This window comes from Streptomyces sp. M92 (assembly GCF_028473745.1).
Lineage (GTDB): Bacteria > Actinomycetota > Actinomycetes > Streptomycetales > Streptomycetaceae > Streptomyces.
In genome coordinates, this window is the sequence record NZ_CP101137.1 from 1,128,585 (window position 1) to 1,152,568 (window position 23,984).

Genomic DNA, 23,984 nt, shown 5'->3' on the forward strand with positions numbered 1-23,984 from the left:
TACCCCGGTGGAGTGGGCCACCGTCCATTGTCCCGCGCCCGCGCAAGTGGGCGTCCGGCCCGGCGGGTGCCGGACCGGACGCGGAGGAGAAGAGGACGCGACGCCGCCGCTAACCGGCGTAGGTCTCGAACTCGGCGACCTTCGGGGTGCCCGAGGCGCCGGTGATCTGGAAGGTGATCTTCTCCAGGGAGACCGCCGGGAAGGTGATGACGCCCGCTCCGCTGCCGGAGGCCAGGACGGCGCCGGTGTGGTGGTTCACGACCCGGTAGGAGCCGATGGTGCCCTCGGAGCCCGCCGCCTCCCGGATGTTGATTTTCGAGACGGTGGTGGGGGTGCCCCACTTGACCGAGACGGAGCCGGTGGTGCCGTCCGGCGACCAGTAGGTGCTCGGGTCACCGTCGCGGACGTTGCCGTAGCTGGTGCCGTCGGCCTTGGAGGAGCCGTCGGAGCCGGCGCCGATGCTGAGGTTGGCACCGGTGGGCGGGTCGGTCGGGTCCGGCGTCGGGTCCGTCGGGTCCGGCGTGGGGTCGGTGGGGTCCGGCGTCGGGTCGGTCGGGTCGGGCGTCTGCGGCGTGCAGTTGCCGTCGGAGACCTTCAGGCCCTTGTTCGCGCCGGCCGTGCTGCTCACCACGCCGGGCACGCAGGAGGCGTCGTCGAGGGTGTAGGCGTACGGGACGGAGACCGTGGTGTTGGACTGCGGGTCGGGGCCGGCCGGGTTGTTGTCCCCCTCCGGCTCGGACCAGGTGACGTTGTCGTAGATGTTGCCGCTGACCTGCCAGGAGCCGGCCTGGTCGGTGTAGAAGGTGCCGAGGACGTCCTTGGAGTCCTCGAAGTAGTTGTTGTCCACCTTGGCCTTGGCGCCGGCCCGGGAGTTGATGCCGGAGTCGTTCAGGCTCTTGTAGTGGTTGTTGTACATGTGGGCGATCCCGCCGCGCAGGAGGGGGGCGCGGGAGTCGATGTTCTCGTACAGGTTGTGGTGGAAGGTGACGTAGCCGTTGGAGCGGTCGGACTCGCTGGAGCCGATCAGGCCGCCGCGGCCGGAGTTGCGCAGGGTGCTGTAGGACAGGGTGACGTACTGGGTGTTGTCCTTCATGTCGAAGAGGCCGTCGTAGCCCTCCGACTCCCCGCCCGAGGCCTCCAGGGTGGTGTGGTCGACCCAGACGTTGCGGACGTCGCTCTCCATGCCGATGGCGTCGCCGCCGTTGGAGGTGGGTGAGCCGGACTTCTTGACGTTCCGGACCGTCACGTTCTGGATGATGATGTTGCTGGACTCCCGGATGTGGATGCCCAGTTGGTCGAAGACGGCGCCGCCGCCGACCCCGACGACGGTGACGTTGCTGATCTGCTTGAGCTCGATCTTGTCGGCCGCGGTGTTGCAGCTGTCGCCGGACACCTTGGTGGTGTTGCCGTGGTTGATGGTGCCCTCGACCTCGATGATGATCGGGGTGCTGCTGCTGGCGCGGCCGCACAGGGCCTCGTGGATCTGGGTTCCGGTGGTCGCCCGGACCGTCCGGCCGCCCGCGCCGCCGGTCGTGCCGCCGTTCTGGGTCGCGTACCCGGTGGCACCGCCGGCCGCCGCCGCGGCCTCGGGCATGGACAGCACCACACCGGTCGCCGCCGCGACGGCCAACGTGGCCAGCGCGGCGTGGAGTCGCAGCGCGACTGGTCGTCTCATCCTCGTCTCCCCTTCGTTTTCACGTGACGGAACGACAATTGTCGTGATCACGTCAATCAGACAATCGGGAAAGCGCTTTCTGATCGTGAGAATAGGATGCACCCCAACACCTGACAAGGGTTCAGTTGATTTCAGGTAGCCGCACAGTGGACACGTACATGAACAGCGCCACCGCCGATGTGCGCCCCGAACGCGGCTGCGGTACGCTCAAGCTGCCTGATCACGGGGGCCAACCCCCAAGAACCGGCAGTGCGTTGGTGGTCCAAGGAAAGACGCCCCACTTCCCGTGGGGAAATGCAGGTGCAAGGCCTGCCCAGCGCTCCAGGGAGAAGCCCGGCTCCGCAGCGGCGGAGTCGGGCTTCTCGCGTGTCACGGGCCGCTCAGGCCTGCACCACCGGCTCCCGCGTGAACAGCGCGCCCAGCTCGGGGGCGTTGACCCGGCGGTCCGCCAGGCGCAGGCCCTCCCAGACGGTGACCTGGTTGGCCGTGAGGACCGGCTTGCCCAGTTCCTTCTCCAGGGCCGGGATGTGCGCCACCGTGTGCAGGGCCGTGTCCGGCAGGAGGACCGCCTCGGCGTCCGGGCGGTCGGCGGAGCGGGCCAGGGCCAGCACCTCCGGCTCGCCCCAGGTACCGACCTCCGCCGCCGTGATGATCCCGGAGCTGACGACGTCGCTCACCCCGATGCCGGCGGCGCCGAGGAAGTCCGCGAAGAGCCGCGCCACGTCGTCCGGGTAGGTCGCGCCGATCGCGACCCGCCCCACCCCCAGCTCCTTCGCCGCGTGCACGAAGGCGAAGGAGGTCGAGGAGGCCGGGAGGCCCGCCGACTGGGCCAGCGCGCGCACCTGCTCGCGGGCGCCCTCCCAGCCGTGCACGAAGCTGCCGCTGGTGCAGGCCCACACCACCGCGTCGGCGCCGGTCAGCCGCAGCTCCTCCACGCCGGCCGCCAGCCGCCGCGGCGAGCCCATCTCCAGCAGCGCGTCCACCCGGTGCGCGTCCTCGCCGATGTCCGTGTGCACCAGGTCCACCCGGATGTCGCTGCCCAGGAGCTGCTCGATGCGCGGATAGTCGTCCTCGCCGGAGTGGCCCGGGTACAGGAATCCCAGTGCTGTCATGTCCACCCTTCCTGCTGCTGATCCGTGTCCGGGCCGTCCGAGACGCCCGGCATGTCCGCCACCGCTGGTCCGACCGGGCCCGCCACCGCGGGACCGGCCGGTCCCGGCACCACGGGACCGGTGCGTGCCGACGGGTCGGTCAGCGCCTGGTACGGCCCCACCGCAGGGGTACCCAGCCGGCGCAGCGCCGCCCACATCGTCACTTGGTTGGCCGAGATCACCGGGATCCGCAGCTCGGCCTCCAGCTGCGGGATGACGTCGTACGTGGGGAGGTTGGTGCAGGAGATGAACAGGGCGTCGGCCGACCCCTCGGCCGGTACCGCCTGGCGCGCCATGTCGGCCACGTCGCGGTAGGGGACCTTCCAGATGTGCCGGGTCAGGCCCATGAAGGCACAGCCGGTGACGGCGACGCCGGCCTCGGCGACGTACGCCTCCAGCGCCCGGGTCACGGAGACGGTGTACGGCGTCACCAGCGCGACCCGGCGTACGCCCAGCTCGGCCAGCGCGTCCAGCAGGGCGCCGGAGGTGGTCACGGACGGGACCGCGCCCGCCCAGGTCATCGCCTCGCACATCGCGCGTTCACCGGCGATGCCGCCGACGAAGCTGCCCGAGGTGCAGGCGTAGGCGACGACCTCGGGGGCGATGGCGTTGAGGGTGCGCACCGCCTCGCCGAGCGTCTCGTGTTCGCTGACCATGCGCGCGAGGTCCAGACTGACCTCGACGGGTACAAAAGGGGTTCGGGTCATGTGGAGCGAGACCTCGTCGGGCACCCATCGCCACAGCTCGCGATCGAGTGCGAAGTCGAACGGGGCGACCACGCCGACCCCGCGTTGCGGAGCTGGTCCGCCCAGAAAGGAGATGTCCATGGCACGCACCGACCTCACACTGTGAGAGGGGACGACAACGCACCGTACGCACGGCCGTGTTGACGAAGGTAGGTTCTGGTGCGAGCGTGGTCAATCCGCCCGCGTCATTCCCAGGTCAACAGCCGGTTCCGTCCCCCGTCAACCCGTTCCGAGCACCCGTGCGACCCCCGGAGACAGACCCGCCGATGACCACGTCCACACCCACGCACGCGACCACGCCCGCACCCCCGCCCACCCTCCTCGTACTCGACGCCGAGCCGCCGCCCCGGCTGGGCCGGCTGACCGGCCGGGCGCGGATCGAGCACGCCGACGAGTCGACGCTGGCCGGGCGGCTGCCGCACGCCGACGTGCTGCTCGTGTGGGACTTCACCTCGCACGCCGTGCGGAAGGCGTGGCCGGGGGACGGGCCGCGTCCGCGCTGGGTGCACACCGCGAGCGCCGGCGTGGACCATCTGATGTGCCCGGAGCTGGCCGCGTCGGACACGGTGGTGACCAACGCGCGCGGCGTCTTCGACCAGCCGATCGCCGAGTACGTCGCCGCGCTCGTCCTGGCGATGGCCAAGGATCTGCCCACCACGCTGCGGTTGCAGGGCGAGCGGACCTGGCGGCACCGCGAGTCGCTGCGGGTGGCCGGAACCCGCGCCTGTGTGGTCGGTTCGGGGCCGATCGGGCGGGCGATCGCGCAGACGCTGAAGGCGCTCGGCATCACGGTCGCGCTGGTCGGCCGCACCGCCCGTCCCGGTGTCCACGCGCCCGGCGAGCTGGACCGGCTGCTGACCCGCGCCGACTGGGTGGTCGCGGCGGCGCCGCTGACCGACGACACGCGCGGCATGTTCGACGCCCGGCGGTTCGGCGTGATGCAGCCGTCCGCGCGGTTCGTGAACGTGGGGCGCGGTCAGCTGGTCGTCGAGGACGATCTCGCCGAGGCGCTGACCAGCCGCTGGATCGCGGGCGCCGCCCTGGACGTGCTGAGCCACGAGCCGCTCGCCGCCGACAGCCCGCTGTGGGAGGTCCCGGACCTGATCCTCTCGCCGCACATGAGCGGGGACACGATCGGCTGGCGGGACGAACTCGGGGCGCAGTTCGTGGAGTTGTTCGAGAGTTGGGCGGCCGGCGAGCCACTGGCGAACGTGGTCGACAAGAAGCGTGGATACGTGCCCGGACACTGACGTCCCTGGAAACGGGAGGGTGCATGACCGACCTCACGGAGCTGACCGCCGTACAGCTCGTCGACGGCTACCGCAAGGGTGATTTCAGCCCGGTGGATGTCACCCGTTCGGCCCTGGAGCGGGCCGAACGGATCCAGCCGGAGCTGAACGCGTTCGTCCGGCTGACCGGCGAGGAGGCGCTGGAGCAGGCCCGGCGGGCCGAGGAGCGGTGGCGGCGCGGGGAGCCGGGCGGGCGGCTGGACGGGGTGCCGGTCACCGTGAAGGACATCCTGCTGACCCGGGGGCACCCGACCCTGCGCGGCTCCCGGGCGGTCTCTCCGGACGGTCCGTGGGACGAGGACGCGCCCTCCGTCGCCCGGCTGCGCGAGCACGGCGCCGTGTTCATCGGCAAGACGACGACGCCCGAGTACGGCTGGAAGGGCGTGACGGACTCGCCGCTGTCCGGCGTGACCCGCAACCCTCACGACCCGAGCCGCACGGCGGGCGGCTCCAGCGGGGGCGCGGGGGCGGCCGTCGCGCGCGGGGCGGGTCCGCTGGCGCTCGGCACGGACGGCGGGGGCAGCGTGCGCATCCCCGCCTCCTTCTGCGGGATCTTCGGCCTGAAACCGACATACGGCAGGGTGCCGCTCTACCCGGCGAGCGCGTTCGGCACCCTCGCGCACGTCGGCCCGATGACCCGGGACGCGGCGGACGCGGCGCTGATGCTGGACGTGATCGGCACGCCCGACGCCCGGGACTGGTCGGCGCTGGGCCCGGCGCCCGGGTCGTACACGGAGGCGCTCGCCGAAGGGGTGCGGGGGCTGCGGGTGGCGTACTCGCCCTCGCTCGGCGGACAGGTGGCGGTGCGTCCCGCGGTGGCGCGGGCGGTGCGGCGCGGCGTGGAGCGGCTGGCGGAGCTGGGCGCGTACGTGACGGAGACCGACCCGGACTTCGCGGACCCGGTGGACGCCTTCCACACTCTGTGGTTCAGCGGGGCGGCCCGCGTGGTGCAGCATCTGAGGGCGGGGCAGCGGGAGCTGCTCGACCCGGGGCTGCGGGACGTCGTCGGCGCGGGGGCGCGCTACTCGGCGCTGGACTACCTGGCCGCGGTGGACGTCCGGATGGAGCTGGGCCGGCGGATGGGCCGCTTCCACGAGGCGTACGACCTGCTGGTCACCCCGACGCTGCCCATCACGGCGTTCGAGGCGGGCGCCGAGGTGCCCAAGGGCTCGGGGCACCGGCGGTGGACGGGGTGGACGCCGTTCACCTATCCGTTCAACCTGACCCAGCAGCCGGCGGCGACGGTGCCGGTGGGGAGCGACGGGGACGGGCTGCCGATCGGTCTGCAACTGGTGGCGGCCCGCCACCGGGACGACCTGGTCCTGCGGGCCGCGCACGCGCTGTACGAGTCGGGCCCGCCCGCCCCGCGCCCGGCTTCGCCTACGCCCGCCGGAAGCTGAGGGTCTCCCCCGCCGCTCCCGTGCGCCACAGGTCGTTGCAGGCCTCGGCCATCGCGTCGAGGCCCTCGGTGATACGGCCCCAGACGGTGCCGGGCACCCAGCCGACGTCTCCGTTGAGGAGCAGGTTGTTGCGCTCGTAGAACAGGGCGAGGTCGACGAGGGTGGTGCCCGCGCGGACCTCGCGGTCGTAGCCGTACGCCTTGGTGCCCAACTCGGCACCCGCGAAGGCGAAATAGCACAGATCGCCCGGAATGGGCGTCACGGTCGGATTCTCCAGCAGCGGTTCGGATGCCGCGAAGGGCGGGAAAAGGGCGTAGATCTCGTTACGGGCGTATTTGGCGTGATACACGTCGCCGCCCAGGGGGAGCGCGTCCCAGACCGCCGCGCAGGTGATCGGGGCCCGGTCGTCCAGCAGTTGGGCCCGGCAGGTGATTCCGCGTTTGACCAGCGAGACTTCGATGTAGCGATCAGCCATGCCCTCCATGGCAGTGCTCCGGGGCGCCGCGGTCAAGGGCGCCGGGCCGAGGTATCGGACTGAAAAAGATCGGCATAACCGGCCCGGCTTCGGGTAGCTGCGCGCCCATGGCTCCACCACACAGAACCCCTCCATGGGGTATATCCGACCAAAGGCCCAGGACAGCCGGACCCACTCGCCGGTCGCTGCTCGCGGGGGTCGCGGCGCTCGGTGCGCTGGGAGCCGCCGGCTGCTCGCGGGTGGCCACCGCGTCCGACGTGGAAGGCGGCGATCTCCTCGACCGGCTCAAGGCACAGGGCGTGGCCCGGCTCGGCATCGCCGGCGAGATCCCCTTCGGGTACATCGACAAGAACGGTGAGCTGACCGGCGAGGCACCGGAGCTGGCGAGGGTCATCTTCAAGCGGCTCGGCGTGGAAGAGGTGCAGCCGGTACCGACCGAGTTCGGCTCCCTCATCCCGGGTCTTCAGTCGCAGCAGTTCGACATCGTGGCGGCCGGGATGTACGTCAACCCCACCCGCTGCGAGCAGGTCATCTTCTCCGACCCCGACTACCAGATGCTGGACTCCTTCATCGTGCGCAAGGGCAATCCGCTCGGACTGCACGACTACAAGGACGTCGTGGCGAAGAAGGCCAAGTTCGCCACCGGCACGGGCTACGCGGAGATCGCCTACGCGGTGGAGGCCGGGTATCCGAAGGACGACATCCTCATCGTGCCCGACCAGGTCGCCGGCCTCAACGCCGTGGAGACCGGGCGCGCCGACGTCTTCGCCGGTACGGCTCTGACCACCCGCGAGGTGGTGAAGAAGTCGTCCAGCACCGAGGTGACCGAGGCGTTCAAGCCGATCGTCAACGGCAAGCCGCACGTGGACGGCGGCGCCTTCGCGTTCCGCCCGAACGAGACCAACCTGCGGGACGCCTTCAACGTCGAGCTGCACAAGATGAAGAAGAGCGGCGAACTCCTGCGCATCCTGCGCCCCTTCGGTTTCACCGAGGACGAGATGACCGATCTGACCGCGAAGGAGCTCTGCGGCGGATGACATCCGGACTCTGGGAACTCGTGGCCAAGGGTGTCTGGACCACCGTCCAGCTGCTCGTCTTCAGCGCCCTGCTGGGCGCTGTGGTCGCCTTCGTCGTGGGCACCGCCCGCACTCATCAGTCGCGGATCGTCAGGTTCCTCGCGGGCCTGTACACCACGGTGTTCCGTGGCACCTCCGCGCTGATCATGATCTTCTGGATCTACTTCGTACTGCCGCTGGCCTTCGGCTGGCAGCTCGTACCCATGTGGGCGGGCACGCTCGCCCTCGGCCTGACGTACGGGGCCTACGGCGCCGAGGTCGTGCGCGGCGCGATCGCGGCCGTCGACCCGGCCCAGCGCGAGGGCGGCATCGCCCTCAGCTTCACTCCCTGGCAGCGGATGCGACTGATCCTCCTGCCGCAGGCGCTGCCGGAGATGATCCCGCCGTTCTCGAACCTGCTGGTGGAGCTGTTGAAGGGCACCGCGCTGGTGTCCCTCATGGGCATGGGCGACCTGGCGTTCAGCGGCAACCTCGTACGTCTCGCGCTCCAGGAGAGCGCGGAGATCTACACGTACATCCTGCTGATCTACTTCGTCCTCGCCTTCCTGCTCACCCGACTCATGCGGGGCCTTGAGAAGAAGCTGAAGTCGGGGGTCGGCAAGGCGCCGACTCCCGCGGCCGAGGCCGTGCTGAAGCGGCCCGAGGCGACCAACGCGGGAGGTGCTGTCTGATGGAGTGGGACTGGAGCGCGGTCTCCGACTTCATGCCGCACTTCTGGGACGGTCTGCTGGTCACCCTGCAGATCCTGGCCCTCGGTTCGGTGATCTCCTTCGCGCTGGGCCTGGTGTGGGCCCTGCTGATGCGGACCCCTACGCGCTGGGTGCGCTGGCCGGTCGGGGTGGTCACGGAGTTCATCCGGAACACCCCCCTGCTGGTGCAGCTCTTCTTCCTCTTCTACGTACTGCCCGAGTGGGGCGTTCAGGCCTCGGCGCTGACCACGGGTGTCTTCGCCATCGGTCTGCACTACTCGACGTACACGATGCAGGTGTACCGGGCCGGCATCGAGGCGGTGCCGGTCGGCCAGTGGGAGGCCGCCACGGCGCTGAACCTTCCCGTGCACAGGACGTGGATCGCGGTCATCCTTCCGCAGGCGGTCCGCCGCGTGGTGCCCGCCCTCGGCAACTACGTGATCGCCATGCTCAAGGACACCCCGATGCTCATGGCGATCACCGTGCTGGAGATGCTCGGCGAGGCTCAGCTCTTCGCCCGTGAGAACTTCCAGTTCACCGAGCCGCTCACGGTGATCGGCCTGGCGTTCATCGTGCTTTCCTACCTGGCCTCCCTTTTCCTGCGAGCCCTGGAGCGACGCCTTGCCCACTGACACCCTTCCCAACCCCGGCACCAGTCCCGAACGCAGCACCGGCGAGCTGATACGCCTGGAGCAGGTCACCAAGCGGTTCGGGGACAACACCGTCCTGGACCAGCTCGACTTCTCCGTCGACGCCGGCAAGCACGTCACCCTCATCGGGCCGTCGGGGTCCGGCAAGACGACGATCCTGCGGCTGCTGATGACGCTGCTCAAGCCTGACGAGGGCACGATCACCGTGGACGGGCAGAAGCTGTTCCCGGCGACGGAGAAGGAGCGGCGCGAGGTCCGCAAGCAGATCGGGATGGTGTTCCAGCAGTTCAACCTGTTCCCGAACATGAGCGTGCTGCGCAACATCACCGAGGCACCGGTCACCGTGCTCGGCATGTCCAAGGACGAGGCCGCGGAACGGGCCAGGGAACTCCTCGACATGGTGGGGCTGGCCGACAAGTGCGACGCCCGCCCGGCCCAGCTCTCCGGCGGCCAGCAGCAGCGTGTGGCGATCGCCCGCGCGCTGGCGATGCGGCCGAAGGTGCTGCTGCTCGACGAGGTGACTTCGGCACTCGACCCGGAGCTGGTCGCGGGCGTCCTGGACCTGCTGCGGGACATCGCCCGCAGCACGGACATCACGATGCTCTGCGTGACCCACGAGATGAACTTCGCCCGGGACATCTCGGACCAGGTCCTGATGTTCGACTCGGGGCGGGTCATCGAGTCCGGGGCTCCCGAGAAGATCTTCAGCGATCCGGAGCACGAGCGGACGAGGGAGTTCCTGAGCGCCGTGCTCTGACGACGCACGGCGCGCCACCGGTCTCCACCGCGGGTCACCGCACCGCCCGAACCACGTCGGGCGGTGCGGTGACCCGCGGCTTTTGCGGGCGGGTTCCGACGCGCCCGGCTCCACGACGCCGCGAACGGGGCTTGATCCCTTCGACACGTGGCCGACAGAGGCCTTACAGCCCCACAAATCAACCTTTACTGTCATGTACACGCCATAATCGGACGGGTATTCCGGTCGGGAGATCCGGGCCCCGAAGCCACCCCCGCCCCGCCGATCGAACAGGTATCCACGGTCAGGTCCTTCACACCGCAGGAGTGAAACACGCAGTGAAATTCACCGCCCCCGTGTTCGTCACCACGACCGCGTTCGCCCTCGTCACCTTCCTCGGCAGCTCCGCCTCCGCCGCCACACTCCACTCGGAGCAGGCCTCCGCGACGACGACCTCGCCGACGCTCGACGCGAACTGCAACGAGGTCACCGGCTACGAGAACCCTCGCGCGACGGCCGGCCTGGCGTGCTTCCGGCCCTACGGCGACAAGTTCTACGTCCGCGACACCCTGGCGGACGGTCACCACATAGAGGTGCGCGGCACGGTGAACCGGACCGGCGACAACTTCCGCTGCTACGAGTACGGCGGCTCCTCGGCGGGTTGGCAGGTGTGCGACGGCTTCCACGACGAGATCCCGGAGAACTCCACGATCTACTGGGAGATCGGCCTGTGGGAGGGCGGCACCCTGCTCGGCACCGGGGGCGACCCGAAGTTCAGCTCCACCTCGTGACCCGAGATACCCCCAACGTGGCGCCGTGACCACGCACCGCGCGTGCCCCAACACCCGAGGTCGGGGCATTGGGGCACGCCGCTGGCATATGCCAGCGGGCCAGCGCCGCAGACCAGGGCGGCGGAACTTCACCAACACCCCCTCACTTCAGGCGTTTTGACGGCTATCGTGAAAGGGATCCGCTGTCCGGTCGGGGGCACAGGCAGGGACAGGGGCAGGGGCCTACCAGCGAAGCGCAGGGGGAGACCACCGTGGCGCTGCAGCACAAGCCGACCGCGCCGCACCACTCGGCCCAGGACGCCCTGCGCGCCCTGGAGACGGTGGCGCGGCACACCACCGGGGTCACCGACTCCGAGATCGCCCGGCAGACCGGCCTGGACCGGGAGCGGCTGACCCCTCTCCTGCGCATGCTGCGCCGCGAGGGCTACGTCGAGCAGACCGCCGACCGGGCGTACGTCACCGGGGAGGCGCTGGCCCGCCTGGGCTCGGCCCACGGCCGCGAGGAGGCGCTGCGCGAGCAGCTCCAGCACACCCTGGACCGGCTGCGCGACTCGGTGGGCGCGGCCGTCTACATCAGCCGGTACGTGGACGGCGAGGTCAGCGTCACCCAGTACGCGGACAGCCCGGCCACGCCCAAGGTGAACGAGTGGGTGGACTTCCGGGTCTCGGCGCACGCCACCGCGGTCGGCAAGAGCCTGCTGACCCAGCTGGACCACGCGGGCCGCCGCGACCACCTGGCCCGGCACAAGATGGCCCGCCTGACCTCGCGCACCATCACGAGCGACCGGCTGCTGCTGTCCCGGCTGGAGTCCCAGCCGCCCACCGTGCCCGTCCTCGACCTCCAGGAGTACGCGGTGGGCACGGTCTGCGCGGCCGTGCCGATCACGGCCGGTTCCGCCGTGGGCTGTCTCGCGCTGTCCCTGCCCGTCGAGCACGCCCACCGGCTGCGGCGGGCCGCCGACGAGCTGAACCGGAGCGCGGCACCGGTGCTGCTGTCGCTGGCGATCTAGGACCTGTCCGGCGGGTCGTGCCCTGGAGCTGCGGCCCGGCTCACACCCCGGTGGTCACGAGCACCCTCGGGGACCGGGTAGTATTTTTGTCGTCGCCGACCGCGGGAAGCGGACGGCGGGAGTCATGCGCCGCTAGCTCAGTTGGTTAGAGCAGCTGACTCTTAATCAGCGGGTCCGGGGTTCGAGTCCCTGGCGGCGCACAGCATGAGGGCCCCCTCGCCCAGGCGAGGGGGCCTTCGCGCGTTGCCGGACCGGCCCCGGTCAGAAGGTCACGTCCGAGCACGCGTAGAACGCGTTGCCCGTGTCGGCGACCGTCCACACCGCGAGGATCACGTGGTGCCCGCTCAGCCCGGACGGCAGCCTGCCGGTGTGGGAGAGCGTGGCCGGCGGCTGCTTGCCGCCGTAGGGCACCGTGAAGAACGGGGTGAGGTTGAGGTCGGAGCGGGCCAGGTTGTGGTTCTGGTTCCAGCCCGGCTTGGTGACGTAGTACCGGAAGTCGGTCGTGGCGTGCCGGGCGGTGAACTGCCAGCGGAAGGTGTAGCTCTGTCCGCCGTTCACCCTCGTGGTCGGCCACGCCTGTCCGTTCGGCGTCTTCGGGCTGTCGAGCTGGGAGAACCGGCCGTTGTTCGCGGAACAGATCCGGCCGTCGGCCGGTCCGCCCGCCGGGAAGCCCTTGGGCCCCTCGACGCTCTGCGGTTCCCACTGGATGGCGCCGCAGTTGCTGACGCCGCCGTTCTGGCAGAGCTTCTGCCGGCTGACCGGCAGGTCGGTGTAGCCGTGGCCGCTGGCGCCGCCGGACGAGAGCACGAGGGCTCCGGTGGTCGCCATGCCCACCGCGGCGGCATACAACTTGGTCCTTGTGCGCATGCTGCTGCTCCTGTGACGTGGGGGAGGTTCAGTGAGCCGTGCAGGTCTAGACCAAGTTCCAGATTATTGCCGTTAGTTGAACATGTCCATACCAATAGCGGAACCCGACGGCGGTACGGGCGGCGCCACCGGCCCCGCGTCAGTCCCCCGTCTCCCTGCGACCGGCGCAGAACGCCACCGTCAGGTCCTTCACCAGCACCTTGCGCTCGTGGTCGTCGAGTTCGACCAGCCCGCGCATGGTCAGCCGGGTCACCGTGTCCTCCACCGAGTCCACGACCGAGGTGAGCGCGCTCGCCCGCTGGGCCGCGTCCAGCGCGGCGATCCGGCGCCGGTGCATCGCGGCGGCGACCTCGGGGGCGTACTCCGCACGGACCGGCCGCACCGAGAACACCTCCAGGCCGACCGGCGCCGCGTCCGCCGCGACCAGCCGGGTCAGCGTCTCGCCCGCCACGTCCGCCGAGCTGCGGACCGTGCCGAGCGGCTCCACCGGGACGCGGGCCAGCGCCGCCTCGACGCACTGGCGCAGATACGCCTCGTGGTCCTCGACGCCCAGCGTGGCCTGCGCGGTGTCCCGCACCCGCCACACCACCAGCGTCACCGCCCTCAGCGCGACCCCGTTGCCGTCGGCCGCGGGCATCGGCTCGCTGCGCCAGTGCCGCAGCCGCACGTCCACCCGGCGGCGCAGCAGCAGCGGGTTGACCCACATCAGGCCGGTGCGCCGCACCGTCCCCCGGTAGCGGCCGAACAGACCGAGCACCCAGGCCCGCCCGGTCCGCCCCCGGGCCAGCCCGCCGAAGCCGAACAGTCCCAGCGCCCCGGCGGCCGCGTACGCCGCCCACTGCGCGGGCCCGAGCCCGGCACCGGCGTGCGCGGGCACCCCCAGCGCCTGGGCGGTGAGCGGCGGCACCAGCCCCGCCCACCAGGAGGTGACCGCGCAGCCCGCCGCGCCGCAGGCCCCGGCGATCACGCCGGCCGCGCCGGGCAGCACCCGCGCCGGACGCTCCGTCAGCTCCGGGTCGGTCCGCACCGCCGGCACCGTGCGCGCGGCGACGGCCTGGCGGCGGGTGCGGGGCTGCTCCCCCGTACCCTGCCGACGGCCGACGACCGCGGGCCGCAGGGGCACCGGCGCCGGGGCGGGATCGTCGCGGAAGAGCAGGTGGACGGGGATCTCGGTGGTGGCCTCGTTGTGGATGAGCCGGACGGACCGGTGGCCGGTCTCCGCCGGGCCGCCCGTGTCCGGGTTCGTGGAAGAGGTCGTACTCATGCGTGCTCCAGCCTCCGCGCCAGACGCGTCATGAACGGGTGATCACCGCGGCGGGCGGTCAGGAGAACAGCCGCCGCCAGGTCTCCGGGCCCGGGTAGCCGTCCGCCGCGCCGCCGCGCCAGCCCTGGGCGCGCTGGAAGGCCTCGACGCCCCGCCGGTCCGCCTCGCCCCAGCGCGGACCCGGTCCGGTCGTGTAGTGAGTGCCGAACCCCTTCTCCACCAGCCGCCGGCCCAGCCGGGTGACGTACGGGTTCTCCGCGCCCGGCCGGAACATCGCCCGCCCCGGGTATCCGGCCACTCCGTGCGAGGCGGGCACCGGGACCTGCGCCTCGGCCCCGGCGGTGGCCGCGGTGATCCCCTTGTAGCGGTACGGCAGGTACTTGGCCGAGTCGCTCCAGTAGGCGTAGGGCGTGGACTGCTTCCGGGTGTGCGGCGGGGTCTGCTCGTAGGCGAGGTACGAGGTGTGCGTGGAGTCCGTCCAGCCGCCGAAGATGACCACGTGGGAGCCCTTCTGGGGGTCGGCCGCGTTGTGGAAGAGCAGGATGTCGCCGGGCTGGAGTTCGTCCTTGGTGATGCGGTCGGCGAAGGTGCCGAGGCTTCCGGTCCATTCGTTGGTGGGCAGTTTCCAGGCCATCGAGACATAGCCCGAGCAGTCCTGCCGGTAACCGTCGGACCAGTAGGCGGTCATGCTGTAGGGCACCTTCGCGGCGACCCAGGTCTGGGCCCGTTCGATGATCTCCGAACGGGTGATGGCGGCCGGGGCCGTCCCCGCCGGGGGCACCGACGGCAGTCCGGCCGGGCCGTGCAGCGGCGCCCGCGGCCCCTGCGGGGTGTCGGGCACGTCGTCCGCCGCGACGCCGGGCCGGTGGGCCGCGTGGGCGGCGGCCGGGACCGCGGCGGCGACGCCCGTGCCGAGCGCGGAGGCCGCGGCGGTGGCCACGATCAGCGCACGGCGGGCCGCCGGGTGGGCGCCGGCCCGGCCGGTCCGGGAAGGCGGCAGGACCCGGCGCCAGTGACGGCAGCCGGCACAGTCGCAGTCGTCCGCGGGATCGAATTCCTCGAACACGGGAGCAGTCTCCATGCGATTCCTCTCACACTCCCGGCGAAAACGCCCGCGAACGTACACATCGGTACATGCCGGACAGTTTCTCAACTGTCCTCCTCGCGCGCATGCTGACGGTCCGAATGATGTACACGGGCGCCGGGCGCTCACGCCGGGGCCCTACGGGTGGTCCGGAGCACCGGCCGGCATCGGGTAGAGTTGTGCAGGTCAGCAGGCGCCGCTAGCTCAGTTGGTTAGAGCAGCTGACTCTTAATCAGCGGGTCCGGGGTTCGAGTCCCTGGCGGCGCACAGACGATCGAAGGCCCCCCGCAGCACGCGGGGGGCCTTCGGTGTACCTGACCCCCGGGCATCTTGCGATCATGGCGAACACCGTAGAACCCTGGTCCGGTTGGGGGGCCGGGTGCCGAGGGGATGCCGAGGGGGGCATCATGCAACCGGGGGTCGCTGTTCCATGTCTATAAGGTGTGGATGCCGTGGTGACCGCGACCCACCACTGTTACGTCCGTGAAGGTCGAGGGGGACCCGAGCGGGCGATGGAAGCGACGAAACACGCGCGACGCGCGTGTGGGGGGATGACTCATGACGTCGACGCCGACGGGCGCCGGGCAGGACCACGACCCGTCCCAGACCACGCAGCTCAGGGTGCCTGCGCATCGGAACTGGAACACCGGCTCCTTCCGCCGGATCAAAAAGGCCCTGCCGAGGTACGACTACGAGCACTACAGCCGGCTCGCGGGACCCCTCACCCAGCCGGACCCGCACAAACCGTACAAGGTCCAGTACCGCTCGCTGATCTCGCAGGAGCCGCACCGCATCCGGGTCGCCCTGATGCTGGCCGCCGCCCCGCTGCTGTCGGTGGTGCTGCTGGTCTGGCTGCTCCAGCCCACGCACTGGACCGAGCGCGACTACCCGGCCTTCGACTGGCTGCCCACGCTCGACATCGTGATGCTCGTGTCGATCGGCCTGATCGAGCTGTTCCGCTGCCTGAACGTGCTGTCGAACGCGCACGCGACCCTGGTCGCCCGGGACCCGATCCCGGTGGTGCCCGAGACCGGCACCCGGGTCGCCTTCCTCACCTCCTTCGTGCCCGGCAAGGAGCCGCTGGAGATGGTGACGAAGACCCTGGAGGCGGCCGTCAGGATCCGCCACCGCGGTCTGATGCACGTCTGGCTCCTCGACGAGGGCGACGACCCCGAGGTGAAGGCGGTCTGCGAGCGCCTGGGCGTGCACCACTTCTCCCGCAAGGGCGTCGCCAAGTGGAACCGGCCCAAGGGCCCGCACCGCGCCAAGACCAAGCACGGCAACTACAACGCCTGGCTGGACGCGCACGGTGACGACTACGACTACTTCGCCTCGGTCGACACCGACCACGTGCCGCTGCCGAACTACCTGGAGCGGATGCTCGGCTTCTTCCGCGACCCGGACGTCGGCTTCGTCATCGGCCCGCAGGTCTACGGCAACTACGACAACCCGATCACCAAGGCCGCCGAGTCCCAGCAGTTCCTCTTCCACGCCCTGATCCAGCGCGCCGGCAACCGCTACGGCTCCCCCATGTTCGTGGGCACCTCGAACGCGGTGCGCATCAAGGCGCTCAAGCAGATCGGCGGTCTGTACGACTCGATCACCGAGGACATGGCGACCGGCTTCGAGATCCACCGCCACAAGAACCCGGCCACCGGCCGCAAGTGGCGCTCGGTCTACACCCCGGACGTGCTCGCCGTCGGCGAGGGCCCGAACGCCTGGACGGACTTCTTCACCCAGCAGATGCGCTGGTCCCGAGGGACGTACGAGACGATCCTCAAGCAGTACTGGAAGGGCTGGTACTCGCTCCCGCCGAGCAAGCTCTTCAACTACACGATGATGATCATCTTCTACCCGATGTCGGCCCTGAACTGGATCCTGGCGGCGATCAGCTGCGCCCTGTTCCTGGGCCTGGGCGCCTCGGGCGTCAACATCGACCCGGCCGTCTGGCTGATGCTCTACGGCAACGCCTCCGCCCTGCAGATCGGCCTGTACGTCTGGAACCGCCGCCACAACGTCTCGCCGCACGAGCCGGAGGGCTCCGGCGGTGTGGCCGGCATGGTGATGTCCGCGCTGTCCGCGCCGCTGTACGCGAAGGCGCTCATCGACTCGATGCTGCGCCGCAAGAGCAAGTTCGTGGTGACCCCGAAGGGCGACTCGGCCAGCCCGGACACCCTGTTCGGCACCTTCCGGTACCACTGGTACTTCATCGTGATCTTCGGCGCCTCGATCGCCGCCGGTTTCGTCTTCGGCCACGCCCACCCCGCGATGATCATCTGGGCGACGTTCGCGCTGCTGATCACCGCCTCGCCGATGTTCGCGTGGCGCCACGAACTGCGGAAGGCGAAGAAGCAACCGCCGGTCGTCGCGGCGGAGCCCGGGCCCCGGGTTCCGCCGCAGCAGCCGGCGCCGGAGCAGGCGTACGCGCCGCACGCACCGCACGCCTCGCACGCGCCGCAGCAGAAGCCCAGCTGGGCAGCCTCCGCCGACGGGGGCAACGACCAGACCATGCAGATCGCCCTTGGTGGACTTGGGGGACGTAAGGAATGAAGGACCGTGCCGGCCGCCGCCGGGCCCGTCGCTTCGCGATAGGCACGGCGGTGGTAGTCGCGCTGGCCGGGATGAACGGGCCGTGGCTCTACCGCTTCGGAACCGAGAAATACCACCAGTACAAGATCAATCAGCCGGAGTACAAGGCCGCCAACGGCAAGTGGGAGATCGTCGAGTTCCCCGAGGAGTACCGGCAGAACACCATCCACGCGGCGCTGCTGCGCACCGGCAAGGTGCTGCTCGTCGCGGGGTCGGGCAACAACCAGGACAACTTCGACGCCAAGCAGTACGACACCCGGATCTGGGACCCGGTCAAGGGGACCATCAAGAAGGTGCCGACGCCGACCGACCTGTTCTGCACCGGCCACACCCAGCTCGCCAACGGCAATCTGCTGATCGCGGGCGGCACCAAGCGGTACGAGAAGCTCAAGGGTGACGTCACCAAGGCCGGCGGCCTGATGATCGTCCACAACGAGAACCCGGACAAGCCCATCACCCTGCCGGCGGGCACCAAGTTCACCGGCAAGGAGAACGGCAAGACGTTCGTCTCCAAGGACCCGGTGCTGGTGCCCCGGGCCGAGAAGGTCTTCGACGAGGAGACCGGCGAGTTCCTGCGCAACGACCCGGGTCTCGGCCGGATCTACGTCGAGGCGGAGAAGAGCGGCCGGAAGTACCAGACGGGCACCCAGGACAACTACACCGTCCAGGGCCTGTCGGGCGCCGACGCGCGCAACACGTACGGCATCGCCGAGAAGCTCGCCCTCGACAAGAAGGACTTCCAGGGCATCCGGGACGCCTTCGAGTTCGACCCGGTCGCCGAGAAGTACATCAAGGTCGACCCGATGCACGAGGCCCGCTGGTACCCGACGCTCACCACCCTGAGCGACGGCAGGATCCTCAGCGTCTCCGGCCTCGACGACATCGGCCAGATCGTGCCGGGCAAGAGCGAGGTCTACGACCCGGAGACCAAGAAGTGGGACTACACCGGCAAGGTCCGCCAGTTCCCGACGTATCCGGCACTGTTCCTGATGCAGAACGGCAAGATCTTCTACTCGGGTGCGAACGCCGGCTACGGCCCCGCCGACGTGGGCCGCGACCCGGGCATCTGGGACCTGGAGACCAACAAGTTCACCGAGGTCCCCGGCATGAGCGACCCCGACATGCTGGAGACCGCCAACTCCGTGCTGCTGCCGCCGGCGCAGGACGAGAAGTACATGGTGATCGGCGGCGGCGGGGTCGGCGAGTCCAGGAAGTCCAGCGAGAAGACCCGGATCGTCGACCTGAAGGCCGACGAACCGAAGTTCGTCGACGGCCCGTCACTGGAGAAGGGCACGCGCTACCCGCAGGCCTCCGTCCTGCCCGACGACAGCGTGCTGGTCTCCGGCGGCTCGGAGGACTACCGGGGCCGCAGCGACTCCAACATCCTCCAGGCCCGGCTGTACCACCCGGACACGAACGAGTTCGAGCGGATCGCCGACCCGCTGGTGGGCCGGAACTACCACTCCGGTTCGATCCTGCTGCCCGACGGGCGGGTGATGTTCTTCGGGTCGGACTCGCTCTACGCCGACAAGGCGAACACCAAGCCGGGCAAGTTCGAGCAGCGCATCGAGATCTACACGCCGCCGTACCTCTACCGGGACTCCCGTCCGGATCTCTCCGGGGGGCCGAAGACCATCGAGCGTGGTGAGTCGGGGACGTTCACGTCCCGGGCGGCGGAGTCGGTCAAGAAGGTGCGGCTGATCCGGCCGAGCGCGTCGACCCATGTCACCGACGTGGACCAGCGGTCGATCGCGCTGGACTTCAAGGCGGACGGGGATCAGTTGACGGTGACGGTGCCGGAGAACAAGAACCTGGTCCAGTCGGGGTGGTACATGATGTTCGTGACTGACGGGGAAGGGACGCCGAGCAAGGCGGAGTGGGTGCGCGTGCCGTAGCGCTGCGCGGCTCGGCAGTCGTTCGTCCGCGGGTTCGTCGTGGCTGGTCGCGCCCCGCGGCGGTAGCCCCATATGCCACAGCCCCGCGCCCCTTCGGGGCGCGGGGAACCCGGCGTCATCCAGTGCCCTCGGCCAGTTTCAAGGCGTACTCCGGCCACCACTCGCCCGCCTTCGGGCCGCCCTTGCATTCGCCGTCCGACTCTCCTGGGCGCTTGACCCACAGGTAGGCGTCCACGAGGGGGTCGGCGGTCTTCGTCGTCGGGGTCTCACCGAGGGCCCGGCCCGGCGGGTTGCACCAGCGTTCGCCCGGGTCGCCCTCCGTGTAGGGGCCGTTGCCGTTGCGGCTGGTGTCGATGACGAAGTGCTTGCCGCCGACCTTGGCGGAGAGCTGCTTGCCGTAGGCGATGGAGTCCTCGGTGGTGTAGAAGTTCGAGACGTTGACCGAGAAGCCGTCGGCCTGGTCGATGCCGGCCCGCTTCAGCGGCTCGAAGATCTGGTCGGGGTGTCCCCAGCCGGCGTTGCCCGCGTCCAGGTAGACCTTGGTGTTCTCCAGCGCGGAGAGCTTGGCGACGGCGCCCTCGAGGAGGTCGTAGCGCTCCTCGTGGAACTGCTCCGGGGTGCAGCCGTCCACCAGGTGGAGCACCGCGTCCGGCTCCAGTATGACCGTCGCGGAGCGGTCGCCGATGCCCTTGGCGACGCCGTCGACGAAGTCGCGGTAGGCGTTGCCGTCGGCGGCGCCGCCGCCCGAGTACTGGCCGCAGTCGCGGTGCGGGATGTTGTAGAGGACCAGCAGCGCGGTGCGGCCGGCCTCTTCGGCGGCCTCGGTGAAGCCGCGGGCCTGCTCCTCGGGGTTCTCCGGGCTGATCCACTCGCCGGTCGGCTGCTGGGCGATCTTGCGGATCCGCTCGGCCTGGTCCTTCTCGCCGGACTCCTGCAACTCCGCCAGCTGCCGGGCCGCGTTGCCGTCCGGGTTGACCCAGAACGGATCCGCCTCCTTCGGCTGCTGCGTGATCCCGGCCCCCGCGTCCCTGGCCTTGTCCTTGCCCTCGTCGTCCCCGTCTCCCGACGAGGAGCAGCCCGCGAGCAGCAGCGCCGCCCCCAGCACCGCCGCGGACGCCCGCCTCGTGGACATCGTTCCGGCCCCCCTGCTGCCGTACATCCAACCCCCCTGGGTGCACTGTTTGGAGGGTCAATCGTGACATACGCCCCCGGCACCCACGAGGGACCCGAGGCAGCCCCTACGCGCCGCCCGTCCCGGTGAGGTACGCCGAGACCACCACGTTGGCCGTGTAGCTGTTCGTGGCGCGGTCGAAGGTGCCGCCGCAGGTGATCAGGCGGAGCTCGGCGCGGCCGGTGCCGCGCGGGCCGTAGGCCTGCTGGGCGTCGAAGCCGTCGCGGGTGAGGACCTGGACGTCGTCGACGGTGAACTCGGCGACGCCGGCGTCCTCACGGACCACGCGGAGCGTCGCGCCCGGTTCCAGGGTGCTGACCTTGTAGAAGACGGCGGGCTCGGTCTCGGTGTCGACGTGGCCGACCATGAGCGCGGTCCCGGCCGCTCCCGGTGTCACGCCGTCCGCGTACCAGCCGACGGAGCCGGGACGGTCGAAGGGCGGGGCTTCGATGGCGCCCTTGGTGTCCAGGCCGCTGGCCAGGACGGGGGCGCTGATGCCGAGCCCGGGGATGTCGAGGCGCTGCGGCGGGGCCTCGCCGAGGGGCGCGTGGGCCGGGGGCAGCGGTATGTCGGGGGGCCGGCCGGCCGCCGCCATGTCGCCGGTGGCCGGTACGGACATGCCCCCGCGCACGTCGGTGGCCTCGCGGCCCCACAGCCACAGCCCGAGCAGCAGCACCGTCCAGGCGATGCCGGTCACCAGGCGGCCGCCGGGGCCGACGGAACCGACGAGGCGTCGCTGGTCCTGTTCGTCCGTTTCGGACATGGTCAGTCCGCCCCGCGGCTCCGGCTGCGGACCCCGCGCAGCGCGACGGCGACGGCGGCGATGCCGGCGAGGACCAGACCGGTCACGGTGTGCGCCGTGCCGGGGGGCTCGGGCCGGGCCTCGTCGCGGCTGTCGGAGGCGGCGAGCTGCGCGGTGCCGCCACCGCCCGCGTCGACGGGGGCGACGGGCGAGGCGGGTGCGGCGGGTGCGGCGGGGCGCTGTCGCTCGGCGACGGTGACGGTGCCCTTGCGCGCGTCGTCACCGCACTTGACCTGGACGACGTACGCGCCGGCCGCCATGGTGGAGCGGACCGTGCCGGCCCCGACGAGGACGCCGTCCTTCGCGGCCAGGGTGAGCTTGGCGTCCGAGACGAACGCCGCCGACACGGCGACGGCCGTCTTCTCGGTGCAGTCCGCCACGCGGAGCTCGACGTCGCTGCCGGGGGCGGGGGTGGACGGTGACACCGAGACGCCGCCCGAGTCCACCGCGTACGCGGCCGGAGCGATCGGTGCGAGTACCGCAGCCGCCGCAGCTCCGGTACAGAGAGTGACTTTCAGTGAGCCCATCGTGCACCTCCAGTTACCTGGAGACTCCCCCGTGGGAGGGGCCCCCGCATCCTGCGCGGGGGCCCGACTGCTCCGAACGGGTTACAGCGGGGGCGGGCGGGTTTACCGGGGCTTTCGGGTCTCAGACCCGTTCGACCAGGTCCGCGATGGAGTCGACCACCTTGGACGGGCGGTACGGGAAGTCCTCCACCTGCTCCGGTGGGGTCAGGCCGGTGAGGACCAGGAAGGTCTGCATCCCGGCCTCCATGCCGGCCAGCACGTCGGTGTCCATGCGGTCGCCGATCATCGCGCTGGTCTCGGAGTGGGCGCCGATCGCGTTGAGCCCGGTGCGCATCATCAGCGGGTTGGGCTTGCCCGCGAAGTACGGCTGCTTGCCGGTCGCCTTGGTGATCAGCGCCGCCACCGCGCCGGTCGCCGGGAGCGGCCCCTCGGTGGAGGGGCCGGTCTCGTCGGGGTTGGTGCAGATGAAACGGGCGCCGGCGTTGATCAGCCGGACCGCCTTCGTCATCGCCTCGAAGGAGTAGGTGCGGGTCTCGCCGAGGACGACGTAGTCGGGGTCGTGGTCGGTGAGGATGTAGCCGATGTCGTGCAGGGCGGTAGTCAGGCCGGCCTCGCCGATGACGTACGCCGAGCCGCCGGGCCGCTGGTCCTCCAGGAACTGGGCGGTGGCCAGCGCCGACGTCCAGATCGACTCGATCGGCACCTCCAGGCCCATGCGGCGCAGCCGGGCGTGCAGGTCGCGCGGGGTGTAGATGGAGTTGTTGGTGAGGACCAGGAAGGGCTTGCCGGACTCCCGGAGCCGCTTGATGAAGGCGTCGGCGCCGGGGATCGGCACACCCTCGTGGATGAGGACCCCGTCCATGTCGGTGAGCCACGACTCGATGGGCTTGCGGTCTGCCATGTCCGGGATCTCCTGCCTGCGTGGTCCGGCGTGCGCCCCAGCCTAGACAGCGCGGGATCTTGTGGGAACGCCCGTCTCAGCTTCCGGAGCTTCTCAGCTTCCGGTGGCTTCTCGGCTTCCGGAGGCTTCTCAGCTCCCGGTGGCTTCCTTCCAGGCGTCGATGTAGGAGGTGAGGTTCTTCTCGATGTCGTCCCAGTCGGGCTCGAAGACCTCGACGCCGTCCATCAGCTTGGTCAGGGCGATGGCGTTGGCGTCGGTGGCCTTGACGTCCTGGCGGGCCGCGAAGCCGCCGCCGATCTCGCTGACCTGCTGCTGCGCCTGCCGGCTGAGCATGTGGTCGAGGAGCTTCTTGCCGTTCTCGGTGTGCGGGGCGTCGGTCACGAGCCCGGCCGCGTAGGGCAGGGCGAAGGTGGTGGGCTTGCCGCCCTCGCGGGCCGGGAACCAGATGCCGAGGTTCGGCATGGACTTGGACTGGGCGAAGTTCATCTGGACGTCCCCGTTGGCGACGAGGAGTTCGCCCTTGTCGACCTTGGGGGCGAGCTTGCCGGTGGAGGCGGACGGGCCGACGTTGTTGGCCTGGAGCTTCTTCAGGTACTCCATGGCGGGCTGCTCGCCGCCGAAGTCGTGCATGGCCTTGATGAGGACGGCGGTGCCGTCGCCGGCGACGCCGGGCGTGGAGTACTGGAGCTTGTTCTTGTACTTCGCATCGAGCAGGTCCTCCCAGGTGGCCGGGGCCTGCTTCAGCTCCTTCTTGTTGTGGATGAAGCCGAAGTAGTTGTTGACGACGGCGGTCCAGGTGCCGTTCGCGGCCTTGTCGGCGCCGCTGACCTGGTCGGCGCCCTCGGGGGTGTACTTCTGGAGCAGGCCCTTGGTGTCGGCCTGCTGGATGAAGGGCGGGAGGGTGACGAGGACGTCGGCCTGCGGGTTGCGCTTCTCGCGGGTGGTGCGCTGCACCATCTCGCCGGAGCCGCCTTCGACGTACTCGACCTTGATGCCGGTCTTCTTCTCGAAGTCCTTGAACACCTGGTCGTACCAGCCGTCGCCGTTCTCGCCCTTGAGGCCGTCGGCGCTGTAGACGGTGACGACGTTCTCGTCGGAGGCGGCGGAGGTGCCGGAGCAGGCGGTGAGCGGGACGGCGAGCACGGCGAGGGCGGCGAGCGGCTTGAGGGCGTTTCTGGGCATGGCGAGGTGAACTC

Annotated in this window: 22 protein-coding genes and 2 tRNA genes; 12 read left to right on the forward strand and 12 right to left on the reverse strand. The window is 70.4% G+C overall.

Annotation, left to right across the window (positions count from 1 at the left end; all coding sequences use genetic code 11):
• Positions 1-109: 109 nt before the first annotated feature.
• The 3 genes from M6G08_RS05055 to M6G08_RS05065 form a co-directional block, all read right to left on the reverse strand.
• Positions 110-1,675 carry a pectate lyase family protein gene (locus M6G08_RS05055; protein WP_272585981.1) on the reverse strand — a complete coding sequence of 522 codons (1,566 nt, stop codon included), beginning with the start codon at positions 1,673-1,675 and terminating at the stop codon, positions 110-112.
• 380 nt (positions 1,676-2,055) lie between these two features.
• Entirely contained in the window at positions 2,056-2,787 is a 732-nt protein-coding gene (locus M6G08_RS05060) for a maleate cis-trans isomerase family protein (RefSeq protein ID WP_272585982.1), read from the reverse strand.
• Positions 2,784-3,653: a maleate cis-trans isomerase family protein gene (locus M6G08_RS05065; RefSeq protein WP_272585983.1), complete on the reverse strand. Its 870-nt coding sequence runs from the start codon at positions 3,651-3,653 to the stop codon at positions 2,784-2,786. The genes M6G08_RS05060 and M6G08_RS05065 overlap by 4 nt, the downstream gene beginning before the upstream one ends.
• A 185-nt stretch (positions 3,654-3,838) precedes the next feature.
• On the opposite strand from M6G08_RS05065, the gene M6G08_RS05070 reads away from it, so the two are divergent.
• Both M6G08_RS05070 and M6G08_RS05075 read left to right on the forward strand, forming a co-directional pair.
• Positions 3,839-4,822, forward strand: coding sequence for a D-2-hydroxyacid dehydrogenase (locus M6G08_RS05070; RefSeq protein WP_272585984.1), 984 nt, complete (start codon positions 3,839-3,841; stop codon positions 4,820-4,822).
• Positions 4,823-4,845: 23 nt separating this feature from the next.
• On the forward strand, positions 4,846-6,261 hold the full coding sequence (locus M6G08_RS05075; protein WP_272585985.1) for an amidase: 1,416 nt from the start codon (positions 4,846-4,848) through the stop codon (positions 6,259-6,261).
• Here the strand turns inward: M6G08_RS05075 and M6G08_RS05080 are convergent.
• Positions 6,242-6,736 (reverse strand): DUF3830 family protein, encoded by a 495-nt coding sequence (locus M6G08_RS05080; RefSeq protein ID WP_272585986.1) that lies wholly within the window; start codon positions 6,734-6,736, stop codon positions 6,242-6,244. The genes M6G08_RS05075 and M6G08_RS05080 overlap by 20 nt on opposite strands.
• 107 nt (positions 6,737-6,843) lie before the next feature.
• On the opposite strand from M6G08_RS05080, the gene ehuB reads away from it, so the two are divergent.
• The 7 genes from ehuB to M6G08_RS05115 all read left to right on the forward strand — a co-directional run bounded on the left by ehuB (position 6,844) and on the right by M6G08_RS05115 (position 11,888).
• Positions 6,844-7,773 carry an ectoine/hydroxyectoine ABC transporter substrate-binding protein EhuB gene (gene ehuB, locus M6G08_RS05085; RefSeq protein ID WP_272585987.1) on the forward strand — a complete coding sequence of 310 codons (930 nt, stop codon included), beginning with the start codon at positions 6,844-6,846 and terminating at the stop codon, positions 7,771-7,773.
• Positions 7,770-8,483, forward strand: coding sequence for an ectoine/hydroxyectoine ABC transporter permease subunit EhuC (gene ehuC / locus M6G08_RS05090; RefSeq protein WP_121747158.1), 714 nt, complete (start codon positions 7,770-7,772; stop codon positions 8,481-8,483). The genes ehuB and ehuC overlap by 4 nt, the downstream gene beginning before the upstream one ends.
• The gene (ehuD, locus tag M6G08_RS05095; RefSeq protein WP_272585989.1) at positions 8,483-9,133 is read left to right on the forward strand and encodes an ectoine/hydroxyectoine ABC transporter permease subunit EhuD; all 651 of its coding nucleotides are present in this window, start codon (positions 8,483-8,485) and stop codon (positions 9,131-9,133) included. Before ehuC ends, ehuD begins: the two co-directional genes overlap by 1 nt.
• Positions 9,123-9,908, forward strand: a complete 786-nt coding sequence (gene ehuA, locus M6G08_RS05100; protein WP_272585990.1) for an ectoine/hydroxyectoine ABC transporter ATP-binding protein EhuA — start codon at positions 9,123-9,125, stop codon at positions 9,906-9,908. Before ehuD ends, ehuA begins: the two co-directional genes overlap by 11 nt.
• 317 nt (positions 9,909-10,225) lie before the next feature.
• Positions 10,226-10,678, forward strand: coding sequence for a hypothetical protein (locus tag M6G08_RS05105; RefSeq protein WP_272585991.1), 453 nt, complete (start codon positions 10,226-10,228; stop codon positions 10,676-10,678).
• Between the two features lie 251 nt (positions 10,679-10,929).
• Positions 10,930-11,688, forward strand: coding sequence for an IclR family transcriptional regulator (locus tag M6G08_RS05110; protein ID WP_272585992.1), 759 nt, complete (start codon positions 10,930-10,932; stop codon positions 11,686-11,688).
• Between the two features lie 126 nt (positions 11,689-11,814).
• A tRNA-Lys gene (locus M6G08_RS05115) sits at positions 11,815-11,888 on the forward strand.
• A gap of 61 nt (positions 11,889-11,949) precedes the next feature.
• On the opposite strand, the gene M6G08_RS05120 is transcribed toward M6G08_RS05115, so the two are convergent.
• The 3 genes from M6G08_RS05120 to M6G08_RS05130 form a co-directional block, all read right to left on the reverse strand.
• Positions 11,950-12,555, reverse strand: coding sequence for a lytic polysaccharide monooxygenase auxiliary activity family 9 protein (locus M6G08_RS05120; RefSeq protein ID WP_272585993.1), 606 nt, complete (start codon positions 12,553-12,555; stop codon positions 11,950-11,952).
• 139 nt (positions 12,556-12,694) lie between these two features.
• Positions 12,695-13,819 carry an SPFH domain-containing protein gene (locus M6G08_RS05125; protein ID WP_272585994.1) on the reverse strand — a complete coding sequence of 375 codons (1,125 nt, stop codon included), beginning with the start codon at positions 13,817-13,819 and terminating at the stop codon, positions 12,695-12,697.
• Between the two features lie 58 nt (positions 13,820-13,877).
• Entirely contained in the window at positions 13,878-14,900 is a 1,023-nt protein-coding gene (locus tag M6G08_RS05130) for a peptidoglycan-binding protein (RefSeq protein ID WP_272585995.1), read from the reverse strand.
• 196 nt (positions 14,901-15,096) lie between these two features.
• On the opposite strand from M6G08_RS05130, the gene M6G08_RS05135 reads away from it, so the two are divergent.
• The 3 genes from M6G08_RS05135 (at position 15,097) to glxA (ending at position 19,387) form a co-directional block, all read left to right on the forward strand.
• A tRNA-Lys gene (locus M6G08_RS05135) sits at positions 15,097-15,170 on the forward strand.
• Positions 15,171-15,461: 291 nt separating this feature from the next.
• Positions 15,462-17,453, forward strand: a complete 1,992-nt coding sequence (locus M6G08_RS05140; RefSeq protein WP_272585996.1) for a glycosyltransferase family 2 protein — start codon at positions 15,462-15,464, stop codon at positions 17,451-17,453.
• A complete protein-coding gene (glxA, locus tag M6G08_RS05145; RefSeq protein ID WP_272585997.1) occupies positions 17,450-19,387 on the forward strand; it encodes a radical copper oxidase GlxA in 1,938 nt (645 codons plus the stop codon). The genes M6G08_RS05140 and glxA overlap by 4 nt, the downstream gene beginning before the upstream one ends.
• A 115-nt stretch (positions 19,388-19,502) precedes the next feature.
• Here glxA and M6G08_RS05150 read toward each other — a convergent pair whose 3' ends face one another.
• The 5 genes from M6G08_RS05150 to M6G08_RS05170 form a co-directional block, all read right to left on the reverse strand.
• On the reverse strand, positions 19,503-20,546 hold the full coding sequence (locus tag M6G08_RS05150; protein WP_272585998.1) for a glycoside hydrolase family 6 protein: 1,044 nt from the start codon (positions 20,544-20,546) through the stop codon (positions 19,503-19,505).
• A gap of 79 nt (positions 20,547-20,625) precedes the next feature.
• Positions 20,626-21,321, reverse strand: a complete 696-nt coding sequence (locus tag M6G08_RS05155; protein WP_272585999.1) for a class F sortase — start codon at positions 21,319-21,321, stop codon at positions 20,626-20,628.
• A 2-nt stretch (positions 21,322-21,323) separates the two neighbouring features.
• The gene (locus tag M6G08_RS05160; protein ID WP_272586000.1) at positions 21,324-21,887 is read right to left on the reverse strand and encodes a hypothetical protein; all 564 of its coding nucleotides are present in this window, start codon (positions 21,885-21,887) and stop codon (positions 21,324-21,326) included.
• A 121-nt stretch (positions 21,888-22,008) separates the two neighbouring features.
• The gene (locus M6G08_RS05165) at positions 22,009-22,788 is read right to left on the reverse strand and encodes an HAD-IIA family hydrolase (RefSeq protein ID WP_272586001.1); all 780 of its coding nucleotides are present in this window, start codon (positions 22,786-22,788) and stop codon (positions 22,009-22,011) included.
• A gap of 129 nt (positions 22,789-22,917) precedes the next feature.
• Positions 22,918-23,970: a 2-aminoethylphosphonate ABC transporter substrate-binding protein gene (locus M6G08_RS05170; protein WP_272586002.1), complete on the reverse strand. Its 1,053-nt coding sequence runs from the start codon at positions 23,968-23,970 to the stop codon at positions 22,918-22,920.
• Positions 23,971-23,984 lie beyond the last annotated feature (14 nt).